This is a genomic window from Sulfitobacter delicatus (assembly GCF_900102535.1).
GTDB classification, from domain to species: Bacteria; Pseudomonadota; Alphaproteobacteria; order Rhodobacterales; family Rhodobacteraceae; genus Sulfitobacter; species Sulfitobacter delicatus.
Genome location: NZ_FNBP01000010.1, coordinates 47,802 through 59,903 on the forward strand (window position 1 = coordinate 47,802; position 12,102 = coordinate 59,903).

11 protein-coding genes are annotated in these 12,102 nt (G+C 60.8%); 9 read left to right on the forward strand and 2 right to left on the reverse strand.

Annotated elements, in window-relative coordinates; all coding sequences use genetic code 11:
• Positions 1-4: 4 nt before the first annotated feature.
• The 5 genes from BLS57_RS15445 (at position 5) to BLS57_RS15465 (ending at position 3,743) form a co-directional block, all read left to right on the forward strand.
• Positions 5-691 carry a response regulator transcription factor gene (locus tag BLS57_RS15445; RefSeq protein WP_093743617.1) on the forward strand — a complete coding sequence of 229 codons (687 nt, stop codon included), beginning with the start codon at positions 5-7 and terminating at the stop codon, positions 689-691.
• 428 nt (positions 692-1,119) lie between these two features.
• Positions 1,120-1,908: an exodeoxyribonuclease III gene (locus tag BLS57_RS15450; RefSeq protein ID WP_093743618.1), complete on the forward strand. Its 789-nt coding sequence runs from the start codon at positions 1,120-1,122 to the stop codon at positions 1,906-1,908.
• 54 nt (positions 1,909-1,962) lie between these two features.
• The gene (trxA, locus tag BLS57_RS15455; protein WP_093743619.1) at positions 1,963-2,883 is read left to right on the forward strand and encodes a thioredoxin; all 921 of its coding nucleotides are present in this window, start codon (positions 1,963-1,965) and stop codon (positions 2,881-2,883) included.
• A 27-nt stretch (positions 2,884-2,910) separates the two neighbouring features.
• Positions 2,911-3,555 carry an LON peptidase substrate-binding domain-containing protein gene (locus tag BLS57_RS15460; protein ID WP_093743620.1) on the forward strand — a complete coding sequence of 215 codons (645 nt, stop codon included), beginning with the start codon at positions 2,911-2,913 and terminating at the stop codon, positions 3,553-3,555.
• On the forward strand, positions 3,552-3,743 hold the full coding sequence (locus tag BLS57_RS15465; RefSeq protein WP_093743621.1) for a Trm112 family protein: 192 nt from the start codon (positions 3,552-3,554) through the stop codon (positions 3,741-3,743). Before BLS57_RS15460 ends, BLS57_RS15465 begins: the two co-directional genes overlap by 4 nt.
• 1 nt (position 3,744) lies before the next feature.
• Here the strand turns inward: BLS57_RS15465 and BLS57_RS15470 are convergent, their stop codons facing one another.
• On the reverse strand, positions 3,745-4,971 hold the full coding sequence (locus BLS57_RS15470) for a UbiH/UbiF/VisC/COQ6 family ubiquinone biosynthesis hydroxylase (protein ID WP_093743622.1): 1,227 nt from the start codon (positions 4,969-4,971) through the stop codon (positions 3,745-3,747).
• Positions 4,972-5,056: 85 nt separating this feature from the next.
• Here BLS57_RS15470 and BLS57_RS15475 point away from each other — a divergent pair, with 85 nt between their 5' ends.
• The 4 genes from BLS57_RS15475 (at position 5,057) to BLS57_RS15490 (ending at position 11,378) form a co-directional block, all read left to right on the forward strand.
• Positions 5,057-6,391: an amidase gene (locus tag BLS57_RS15475; RefSeq protein ID WP_093743623.1), complete on the forward strand. Its 1,335-nt coding sequence runs from the start codon at positions 5,057-5,059 to the stop codon at positions 6,389-6,391.
• 123 nt (positions 6,392-6,514) lie between these two features.
• Positions 6,515-7,696, forward strand: a complete 1,182-nt coding sequence (locus BLS57_RS15480; protein WP_093743624.1) for an aminotransferase class I/II-fold pyridoxal phosphate-dependent enzyme — start codon at positions 6,515-6,517, stop codon at positions 7,694-7,696.
• Between the two features lie 12 nt (positions 7,697-7,708).
• Positions 7,709-10,606 (forward strand): DNA translocase FtsK, encoded by a 2,898-nt coding sequence (locus tag BLS57_RS15485; RefSeq protein WP_093743625.1) that lies wholly within the window; start codon positions 7,709-7,711, stop codon positions 10,604-10,606.
• A 172-nt stretch (positions 10,607-10,778) separates the two neighbouring features.
• The gene (locus tag BLS57_RS15490) at positions 10,779-11,378 is read left to right on the forward strand and encodes a LolA family protein (RefSeq protein WP_093743626.1); all 600 of its coding nucleotides are present in this window, start codon (positions 10,779-10,781) and stop codon (positions 11,376-11,378) included.
• A 107-nt stretch (positions 11,379-11,485) separates the two neighbouring features.
• On the opposite strand, the gene BLS57_RS15495 is transcribed toward BLS57_RS15490, so the two are convergent.
• Positions 11,486-12,076 carry a transglycosylase SLT domain-containing protein gene (locus tag BLS57_RS15495; protein ID WP_093743627.1) on the reverse strand — a complete coding sequence of 197 codons (591 nt, stop codon included), beginning with the start codon at positions 12,074-12,076 and terminating at the stop codon, positions 11,486-11,488.
• Positions 12,077-12,102 lie beyond the last annotated feature (26 nt).

A 12,102-nucleotide genomic window follows, 5' to 3' on the forward strand; every position in this document is an offset into this window, starting at 1 on the left:
CCATATGGCCCAGCTAAAGAAAATTCTGCTTGTCGATGACGACGATGACCTGCGCGAAGCCCTGAGCGAACAGCTTATCATGACCGAAGATTTTGACGTCTTTGAAGCTGCCAACGGCACCGATGCGATGAGCCGCGCCAAAGAGGCGCTCTATGATCTGGTGATCTTGGACGTCGGCCTGCCTGACACCGATGGTCGCGAGCTTTGTCGCTTGATGCGCAAGCAGGGGGTCAAGAGCCCGATCCTGATGTTGACTGGCCATGACACGGATGCCGACACGATCCTTGGCCTTGATGCGGGTGCCAATGACTATGTGACCAAGCCGTTCAAGTTCCCCGTGCTGCTGGCGCGCATCCGTGCGCAATTGCGCCAGCATGAACAATCCGAAGACGCGGTGTTCCAGCTTGGGCCTTATACCTTCAAGCCAGCGATGAAGATGCTGATGACCGAAGATGATCAGAAGGTGCGGTTGACCGAGAAGGAAACCAACATTCTGAAATTCCTTTACCGGTCTAATGATGGCGTGGTGCCGCGTGACGTGCTGCTGCATGAGGTCTGGGGCTATAATGCCGGGGTTACGACCCATACGTTGGAGACCCATATCTACCGTCTGCGGCAGAAGATCGAGCCTGATCCCTCGAACGCCCGTTTATTGGTAACAGAATCCGGTGGTTATCGATTGATGGCCTAAATCCGGGAACCAATTCCAGCCGCCCGTGGTTGGAGTCCCTGAGAGGCGGGGTTTTCATGACCCGCTACTCGGTTTGAACCCGAAGATTGTACCCGGGAAATGGTACATACCTCCCTGTTGGACTGGCCGGGCCTCTGTGCCCGGCCGTTTTTTTGTCTGGGCCTTCGCGCCGGTTGTCGGTGCCACCATAGCCCGGAATCAAGCCGCAGGCGCCGGGCCATCGCCTGCCCGCCCGGACGGGTAGGCGATTTGGTGAGGCTAGGTGCGCTTTCGCTAACGCACATCAAAGCTGAAAAATAAAGTGGCACCATGCCCCGTCGCATCGCCAACCCGCGGGCAGGCGATGGCCCTCCCGCCAGATTTCCTCATGGCACCCCCAAGCCGCCCGCGTTATTGTGCCCGCCTACCCCCAGACCGGAGCCTGCCCCATGTCCTTTTCCCTCGCCACTTGGAACATCAACTCTGTCCGCCTGCGCGAGCCTTTGGTGCTGAAGCTGCTGGCCGAACACGGGCCAGATGTGCTCTGCCTGCAAGAATGCAAAAGCCCGGTCGACAAAATCCCGGTCGAGGCGTTCAAGGCGGCGGGCTATACCCATATGGTTGCGCGGGGGCAGAAGGGCTACAACGGCGTGGCGATCCTGTCCAAACTACCGCTGCTGGATGCGGGCGATCAGGATTTCGCGATGCTCGGCCATGCCCGCCATGTGGCGGCGAAGCTGGAAAACGGCACGACGATCCACAACTTCTATGTCCCCGCAGGCGGCGACAAACCCGACCGCGAGATCAACGAAAAGTTTGGCCAAAAGCTCGACTATCTGTCCGAGATGCGCGACTGGTTCCATGCCGAGAAGCCGGAGAAGTCGATCCTCGTCGGCGACCTCAACATTGCCCCCCGCGAAGATGACGTCTGGGACCACAAGAAACTCCTGAAGGTCGTCAGCCACACGCCTGTCGAAGTCGAAGCGCTTGGTGAAGTGCAAGACTCTGGCGCTTGGGTCGACATCACCCGGCAAGATGTGCCGGAGGGCAATCTCTATAGCTGGTGGTCCTACCGCGCCGCCGATTGGGACGCCGCCGACAAGGGCCGCAGGCTCGATCACATCTGGGCCACGTCCGACATCTCGCAGGCGGGCCACTCGAGCCATATCGTCCGCGATGCCCGCGGATGGGAGAAACCCAGCGATCACGCGCCAGTTTTTGCCAGTTTTGACCTTTGAATCACGCCGCTGCGCGTCCATATAAAGCCAAACGCGAATAGCGAGGATGATACGATGACCGACCTGAACCTGACCCCCGCCGCCCCGGCAGATGCCGATCTGATCAAGGACACGACCGAAGCGACCTTCATGGCCGATGTGGTCGAGGCCTCGCAGACCGTGCCGGTGATCGTTGATTTCTGGGCGCCTTGGTGCGGCCCCTGCAAAACGCTGGGCCCAATGCTCGAAGACGCTGTGCGTGCGGCTAAGGGCGCGGTGAAGATGGTCAAGGTCGATGTCGATCAGGCCCAAGCTATCGCGGGACAGTTGCAGATCCAATCGATCCCAACGGTCTATGCTTTCTACAAAGGCCAGCCGGTCGATGGGTTCCAAGGCGCGCTGCCGCAGTCCGAGATCAAGGCCTTTGTGGACCGCGTGGTGAAGGCCGGCGGTGGTGAGGCCCCCGGCGATACGCTGGCCGATGCGGTTGAAGCTGCCGAAGAAATGCTGACCGAGGGTGCCGCTGCGGATGCTGCTCAGACCTTTGCCGCGATCCTTGAAGAAGACCCGATGAACGCGCCGGCCTATGGTGGGATGGTGCGCGCCCATATCGCGATGGGTGAGCTAGATCAGGCCGAAGCCCTGCTGAACGGTGCGCCCATTGAAATTTCAAAAGCGCCGGAGCTGGAAGCGGCCCATGCGCAATTGCAACTGGCGCATCAGGCCGCTGATGCAGGACCGGTGGCGGAGCTGACCGAGAAGGTCGAGGCGAACCCCGACGACCATCAGGCGCGCTTTGATCTGGCCCAGGCGCTCTACGCCAATGGCGATGCAGAGACGGCTGTCGATCACCTGCTGGAACTGTTCCGCCGGGATCGCGAGTGGAACGACGGGGCCGCCAAGGCGCAGCTTTTCACCATTTTTGAAGCGCTTAAGCCGAATGATCCGGTGGTCTTGAACGGGCGTCGCAAACTCTCGTCAATGATATTTGCCTGACGGGGCGGGCGCACTACGTCCCTCACCATGATCAAGCCAGCCGAATTGCCTCAGACTATCGCGATCTTTCCGTTGGCAGGGGCGCTGCTGCTGCCCCGTTCGCGCCTGCCGCTGCATATCTTTGAGCCGCGCTATCTTCAGATGATCGAAGACGCGCTCAAGACCGACACCCGGCTGATCGGCATGGTGCAGCCCAATGAGGTCCCCGGACGAGAGGGGACAGGGCTGCACAGCATCGGCTGCGCCGGTCGCATCACCCAGTTTTCCGAGACTGAAGATGGCCGCTATATGGTGACGCTAGGCGGCGTCTCCCGGTTCCGCGTGGTGAACGAGATCGAGGGCTTCAGCCCCTACCGCCGCTGCGACGTGAACTGGTCTGGCTTTGACCGTGATCTGGGCAGTGATGAGGTCGATGGCAGCTTTGACCGCCCCCGCTTTCTTGACCTGCTTGGCCGCTATTTCGACACCAAGGGCTTGTCAGCAGATTGGGATACGTTGAAAGAAGCGGACGATGAGTTGCTGATCAACTCGCTGTCGATGATGCTGGAATTTGAGGCCGAGGACAAACAGGCGCTGCTCGAAGCGCCATCGCTTGAGACCCGGCGCGAGACATTGGTAACCTTGATCGAATTCGCCATGCGCGGCGGTCAGGAAGAAGGATTGATGCAATGACCGAGCCAGTAACAGTTCAGTTCGACCGTCGGATGTTAGAGGCGCTGATCTGCCCGCGCAGTCAGACGACACTGACTTATGATGCCGAAAAGCAGGAGCTGGTGTCGAAAGCCGCTGGTTTGGCCTATCCGATCCGCAATGGAATCCCGGTCATGCTGCCGGATGAGGCTCGCCGGATAGACCCTTAAATTAGAGCGGTTTGCCCTGCATCAAGCGCGGCAGCTCTCCCGTCAGACCTGCAGCCTCACGAATAAAGCTACGGCGCAAGCCGGGTAGGGCGTTCACGGCAGCCATGCCCACGTCGCGGGCCAGCCGAACCAACGCGTTGTCATTCGAAAACAGCCGGTTGAAACTGTCGGTCGCCAGCGCGAGGCTCGCATTGTCGAACCTCCGCCATTCCTGGTAGCGCGCCAGCACGGCATCGTTGCCGGGGTCTTCGCCACGACGCACGGCGTCTGCAATAACCTCTGCCAAGGCGGCCACATCTCGCAGCCCCGCGTTCAGCCCTTGGCCCGCAATCGGATGCACCCCATGTGCGGCATCGCCGAGCAGCGCGACGCGCGGGGCGGTCATGGAATGGGCCAGCGACAAGCCAAGAGGGTAGCTGTAGCGCGCGCCGGTCAGGGAAATATCGCCCAAGAAGCTGCCAAAACGCGGGCGCAGGACTTCGAGGTATTCGGCGTCGGGCAGGGCGTTGATCGCCGCAGCATTAGCGGTGCTCTCGCTCCAGACAATCAGCGAACGATTGCCCGTCAGCGGCAGGATTGCCAGCGGGCCGGGGGGCATAAAGAACTGATGCGCGATACCGTGGTGCGGTTTTTCGTGGTTGACCACACAGACCAGCGCAGTCTGCGCATAGGACCACGAAATCCGCTTGATGCCAGCGCGTTCAGCCGTGCCGCTGCCGCGTCCGTCGGCGCCGACTGCCAAGCGCGCACGCAGTGTTTTGCCACCATCGAGCGTGAGGGTAATGCCGGTGGGCGCCACCGTTTGAGCCGTGACGCGTGTCTCGTTTAATACCGTAACCGCCGGATCGGCCTTTACCGCATCCAGCAAAGCGCGGCGCAGATGGCGGTCTTCGACCATGTGACCCATCGGACCTTCTTCGATCTCGGCATGGTCGAAATGCATAAACATAGGAGACGGGCCTTCGCCTGCCCGCCCGTCGGTCACCTTGATCTCGAGCATCGGCTGGGCGACATCCGCGATCTCGGGCCAGATGCCAATGCCTTCCATCAGCCGCACCGAGGTCAGCGCCAGCGCATAGGCGCGTCCGTCGAACGCGGCATCCTCAAACCTCTGCGCAGGCAGCGCATCAATCAAAGCCACCCGCAGCCCCGCGCGGGACAGGGCCAAGGCGAGAGCAGGGCCGTTCAGCCCGCCGCCGATGATCGCGATATCGTGGTCGAATTCCATGGTCCTAGATATGACCCGTCCGCAGGGATTGTCCATGCGCCGAACGGTCGCTAGGTTCGCGACAAACAGCGGCAAGGGGTACGACATGCGCGAATGGTTGGAAATGACGGCGGCGGACCTCGGACGCGGGATCGCGGCGGGGGACATCAACCCGGTGACGCTCTGCGATACATACCTCGATGCGATCGAGGCGCATCCGATGCGCGACCGTATCTATGCCCGCGTCACCCCCGACCGCGCCCGCGCCGAAGCGGCCGCGGCGGCGGAACGTGCCCGCGACGGACAGCGCCTGTCGCTGCTCGATGGGGTCCCGATTTCCTGGAAAGACCTTTTTGATACCGCAGGCACGGCCACCGAGGCCGGGACCAAACTGCTCGAAGGCCGGGTGCCAGAGCGTGACGCCGAAGTTTTGGCCAATGCGACCGCGATGGGGCTCGTTTGCTTGGGCAAGACCCATATGAGCGAATTGGCTTTCTCGGGCCTTGGTCATAACCCGAGCACCGCGACACCGCCTTGCATCAATGAGCCGGACAGCGTTTCGGGCGGCTCCTCCTCTGGTGCTGCCGCCTCGGTGGCCTTCGGACTGGCAGCGGCAGCCATCGGGTCTGACACCGGCGGCTCGGTGCGGATCCCGGCGGCGTGGAATGATCTGGTAGGCCTGAAAACGACAGCAGGGCGGGTGTCTCTTGCGGGGACGGTGCCACTGGCGGCGAAATTCGACACGGTCGGACCGCTCTGCCGTTCGGTGGAAGATGCAGCGCTGTTGCTCGCGCTGCTTGAGGGCGAGAAACCTGCCGATCTGCAGGAAAGCGAACTGGAGGGCTGCCACTTCGCGGTGTTGACCAACGTTGTGATGGACGACCTCACCGACGAGCCAAAAGCTGCTTTCGACGCAGCCGTAGAGCATTTAAAGGAGGCGGGGGCTACGGTGGACTACATCGAAGTGCCCGAAGTCGACGAGGCAATGCCGCTTAGCTCCTGCCTTTATACGACGGAGGCTTATGGCCTCTGGCGCGATGTGATCGACGCCAACCCTGATGCAATGTTCAACGAAATCCTCGAACGATTTCGGCTGGGTAAGGGGTTTTCCGGCCCCGACTACGTCGCCGCATGGGCCAAGCTGGAGCTGGCGCGGGCGGGATATGATCGGGCAGTCGCAGGTTACGACGCGGTGCTTGTGCCAACCGCGCCCATGCTGCCGCCGAACATCGAGCGGCTCAACAGCGATCATGACTACTACCTTGCCCAGAATCTCCTATCGCTCCGCAACACGCGAGTCGCGAATCTGATGGGCCTTTGCGCGCTTACCTTGCCGACCGGCACGCCATCTTGCGGGATTTCCCTGATGTCCGCCCCAAATGCCGAAGAGCATCTTTTGCGCCTTGGCGCAGCGGCTGAAGCGGTGCTGCGCGAGGCCTAAGAGGCCACGACCGAAAAGCCACAAGGGCCGCAATTCTCCGGGTTTTTCTGGACGGGGACGCTGCCCTTGGGTACCTTGGGGCAAACGGGGCGTTAATGATCCCGATCCGAGGCAGTTGTGATGATGTATTCCGAGCGGTTTTCGAACCTTCCGGCCCACGCGTGGCCGCGCCTTCGTGCATTGTTGGATGCGCATGAGGGCGGTGGTGTGCCGATTCACATGACCATTGGGGAGCCGAAACACGCCTTCCCTGCATGGGTCACGGACGAAATCACCAAACACGCCGCAGGTTTCAACAAATACCCCCCGAACGAGGGTTCGCCCGAGTTGCGCAGCGCCATTTCTGCTTGGATCGCACGGCGCTACGGGGTGGAGATGGATCCCGATACCGAGGTTATGGCGCTGAACGGCACCCGCGAGGGGCTTTATAACGCCGTCATGGCGCTTAGCCCCGCGCGTAAGAACGGCCAGCGTCCCGCGATCCTGATGCCGAACCCCTTTTACCAAGTCTATATGATCGGCGCGCTTTCCGGTGGGGCTGAGCCTGTCATGGTCCCGGCTACGGCGGAGACCGGTCATCTGCCGGATTATGCAAGCTTGCCTGAGGAAGTGCTGCAACGCACCACGGCGGCTTACCTCTGTTCTCCGGCCAATCCGCAGGGCGTTGTCGCTTCGCGGGACTATTGGGCCGATTTGATTGCTTTGGCCGAGAAGTATGATTTCCTGATCTTCGCGGATGAATGCTATTCCGAGATCTACCGCGACGCGCCGCCAATTGGCGCGCTACAGGTCGCCAAGGAATTGGGCACCGACCGCAACCGCGTGGTAACCTTTCACTCGCTATCCAAACGCTCAAACCTGCCGGGCCTGCGTTCAGGCTTTGTCGCCAGTGGGCCGGAGACAATGCGCGAGATCAAACAGCTGCGCAACTACGCCGGTGCACCGTTGCCGCTTCCCCTGCAGCAAGCCGCCGCCGCCGTGTGGAACGACGAAAAGCACGTGGAAGAGAACCGTGCGCTCTACCAAGAGAAATACGCCATTGCCGACCGTATCTTTGGCAATGTGCCCGGCTACGAGAGCCCCGAGGCGGGGTTCTTTCTGTGGTTGCCGGTTGAGGATGACGAGGCCGCGGCGCTGAAACTCTGGCGTGAGACTGGCGTGCGGGTGCTGCCCGGCAGCTACCTGTCTCAAAACGTGGCGGGGGAAAACCCCGGCAAGAATTACATTCGGGTCGCCTTGGTGGCCCCAAAAGACGAAACGACGCGCGGGTTGGAAGCGATCCGCGACTGTCTGTATTCGGAATAAGCGAGGGACGACATGGCATATCAGACACGGGGACGCGATCCATTGCTAGACAGCAACATGGCCGAGGCAATCGAAAAGCGCGGTCGTGAACTGCTGGGGCTGGCACTGATTATGCTGGGCATCATGGCCGCCATGATGATCGGCAGCTATACGCCCGACGATCCCAACTGGATGGTCTCGACCGATGCGCCGGTGCAGAACTGGATGGGCCGGATCGGCGCGTCCATCGCAGCACCGCTGTTCATGATTGTCGGCTGGGGCTCCTGGGGCATTGCTATTGTCCTGCTGCTTTGGGGCGGGCGTTTCGCGCTGCATCAGGGTGAGGACCGTGCCATTGGGCGTCTGATCTTTGCTCCTATCGCGGTGGCCCTCGGTGCGATCTACGCCGCCACACTGGCCCCCGGTCAGGATTGGCTGCTGACCCATAGCTTTGGTCTTGGTGGTCTCTTCGGCGATACCGTTATGGGCGCGCTGCTGACCATTCTGCCGATTGGCTCAACCCTTACTGTTAAGTTGATGTCCCTGCTGATGGGCGTTGCGATTGTGGCACTTGGCGCTTTCGTTCTTGGCTTCACCAAAGCCGAGCTGCTCCGCATCCTGCGTTTCATGCTGGTAGGTCTGATCATGGCCTATGCCGGTCTGATGAACCTGCTGGGCCGTGGGGCAAGCGGTGCCGTTATGGCAGCACAGAACCTCTCGGCCCGCCACGCTGATCGTCGCGAGCGCCGCCGGCTTGAGGCTGAAGAGGCCGAGACATGGGCCGCACAGGCAGATGACGACTATTACGCGCAGGCGCCAATGCCTGAGCCGGAAGTGGAACAGCGCAGTGGTCTTCTGGGCCGTATGCCCGGTCTGATCAAACGTCCCGAAGCCGAGGCGATGCCCGAGCCGGAACTGATCGAGACCTACAGCGATGCGATTGTCGACGAAACCCCGGGCGAAGAGCGCATCAAGAGCAAGATCGCGGATGTTATCAAAAACCGCGTCCGCACTGCCAATGCAGTGCATACCCCCACCACCGCGCCGCTGACCAAAGGGCGGGGCAGGGGGCCTGATCCCCTGTTGCTGAACACCAGCCAGCCTGCCGCTCTGCGTCCCGAGCCGCCGCTGACCGCTGGCCCGGCCACGCTGCGTCCGGAGCCGCTTTTGCGTGCACCGCAGGCACAGGCGGAGCCGGTACAGGAAGAAATACCCCAAGAGCCGATGATGCAGGGCTACGAAGATACCGTTGCTTCTGAAACGCTGCCCCTGCAAGAAGCGCCCGCGCCTGAGGCGATGAAGATTCCCGTCGCCGAGCCGCGCAAGGTCGTGCAGCAGCCGACACGCAAAGTCGTTCAGCCGTCCAAGCAAGCCCAGGTAGAAGCGCAGCCCGCGCTGACCTTTGAGGACACGCATCCCGGCTTTGAACTGCCGCCGCTGAGCTTGCTCGAAAGCCCCGAAAGCGTGCAGCGCCTCCATCTGAGCGATGAAGCGCTGGAAGAAAACGCCCGCATGCTGGAAACGGTGCTGGATGATTATGGCGTCAAAGGCGAGATCGTCGCCGTGCGCCCCGGCCCGGTTGTCACCATGTATGAGCTTGAGCCGGCGCCGGGTCTCAAAGCCAGCCGCGTCATCGGTTTGGCGGACGATATCGCACGTTCGATGGCCGCGCTGTCGGCGCGTGTCTCCACCGTACCGGGCCGCTCGGTGATCGGCATCGAACTGCCGAACGAGAACCGCGAGAAGGTGATCCTGCGCGAAATCCTGTCGAGCCGTGATTTCGGCGACGGCAACCAGCGCCTGCCGCTGGCGCTTGGCAAGGACATCGGCGGCGATCCGGTTGTCGCCAACCTCGCCAAGATGCCCCACCTGCTCATCGCGGGTACGACAGGTTCGGGTAAATCCGTGGCCATCAACACGATGATCCTGTCGCTGCTGTACAAGCTGACACCGCAGGAATGCCGGATGATCATGATCGACCCCAAGATGCTGGAACTGTCGGTCTATGACGGCATCCCGCATCTGCTGTCCCCGGTTGTGACCGACCCGAAAAAGGCCGTGGTCGCGCTGAAATGGACCGTGGGCGAGATGGAAGAGCGCTATCGCAAGATGTCCAAGATGGGCGTGCGCAACATTGAAGGCTACAACGGTCGTGTCCGTGAGGCATTGGCCAAGGGCGAAATGTTCTCGCGCACCGTTCAGACCGGCTTTGACGACGACACCGGCGAGCCGATCTTTGAGACCGAGGAAACAACACCCGAGGCGCTGCCCTATATCGTCGTCATCGTCGACGAGATGGCCGACCTGATGATGGTGGCGGGCAAAGAGATCGAAGCCTGCATCCAGCGTCTGGCGCAGATGGCGCGGGCATCGGGTATCCACCTGATTATGGCCACACAGCGTCCCTCCGTGGACGTCATCACCGGCACGATCAAGGCGAACTTCCCGACGCGGATTTCTTTCCAAGTGACCTCGAAAATCGACAGCCGCACGATCTTGGGCGAAATGGGCGCCGAGCAACTCTTGGGCATGGGCGACATGCTTTATATGGCCGGCGGGGCCAAGATCACCCGCTGCCACGGTCCTTTCGTCAGCGACGAAGAGGTCGAAGAGATCGTCAACCACCTCAAGCAGTTCGGCGAGCCGGACTATGTCGGTGGCGTCGTCGAGGGGCCGTCCGAGGACAAGGAAAGCAACATCGACGCGGTGCTGGGCCTTGGTGGCAATACCGACGGCGAAGACGCGCTTTATGACACCGCCGTTCAGGTGGTCATCAAAGACCGCAAATGCTCCACCTCCTACATCCAGCGCAAACTGGCGATCGGCTATAACAAGGCTGCACGTCTGGTCGAGCAGATGGAGGACGAGGGGCTTGTGTCTCCCGCCAACCACGTCGGCAAACGCGAAATTCTGGTGCCGGAACAGAGCTAGGCTTACCTCCTCCACCCTCTGTTTCAGAGCATACCAAAACACCGTTGGGCCCTTGTCCCGGCGGTGTTTTTTTATGATGACGCAGGCGCGCTAGCAAAAAACCGCCCCCTGATATCGAATATCAGAGGACACCGCCCTATGTCTTTGCATGAGGCAAACAAGGACCAACACCATGCGTAAACTTACTTCTGCGATTCTGGCCATTGGTTTGGCGGTTACCACCCCATTCGCGGCCGCGGCGCAGCAATTGTCGCTGAACGAGATCTCCGGCTACCTGAACACGCTTCGGACGGCCAAAGGTGATTTTACCCAGATCAATGACGACGGGTCGATCAGCACCGGCACGATCTACATCAAACGGCCTGGCAAGGTGCGTTTCGAGTATAATGCGCCGGATTCCGGGCTGGTGGTCGCCGGGGCGAACACAGTTGTGATCTATGACAAGAAATCCAACCAACCGGCAGAGACTTACCCGCTGTCGCGCACGCCGCTGTCAATCATCCTCGCGGATAACGTCAATCTGGGGCGCGCTAAGATGGTGACGGGCCATAGCTATGACGGCACCGCCACCACGGTAACTGCTCAGGACCCCGCCAATCCCCAGTATGGCAACATCCAGATGAAGTTCACCGGCAATCCGGTGCAACTGCGTCAGTGGATCATTAACGATGGCAACGGCAGCGCCACGACCGTCGTTCTGGGCGACATGCAGGTTGGGGGCAATATTCCTAACAGCCTGTTCGATACAGCGGCACCCCGTAACAACCGCTAAGGTCTTGGCTGCACGCTAAAGATGCTGAGGCTATTAGATTAGACAAAGAAAAGGGGCGCCAGATAAACTGGCGCCCCTTTTTCGTGACCAATAATAGCGAGTGTCGCCTACCAACGGCTCAAGCGGCACCCGGCGATCTGGCGTTCATAAACCTTCGCACGCGCATCGACCTTGCCAGCGACCCCAACCAACCAAGCCTTGCTGTTATAGCTCTGTCGGGCAAAGCCGGTATGGCCTTCATGATAGGCCAGATACTGGTTGCGTGCGTCATGAAGCGAAATGCCGTTCCGGTCGCGGGTCTGGTTCATATACCAGCCCATGAAATCACTGGCGTCGCGAATCTCGTCCCGCTTTGCACGGCGGCGGCCTTCGGAATTGACATATTCATCCCAAGTCGCGTCCAACGCCTGCGAGTAGCCAAAGGCGCTCGACTGACGGCCCATGGGAATCACGCCCAACACATATTTGAACGGGGTCCGCGCATCGGCGACGAACTTGCTTTCCTGATGGATGGTGGCCATCTGCACATGAATGGGCACACCCCATTTGCGCTCGGTCGCCCGGAAGGCGCGTAGATATTCGGGGCGCTCTTTCAGAATCGTGCAGGCGTTATCCAAATCCCGCGGGGCCGATTGCTGGCCTCCGCCGCAGGATGCCACCAGCAGCACGATTATCATTGCGCGAAGATGCTTGCTCATCTGCCTCTCGCCTCTCGTCGTTTTAT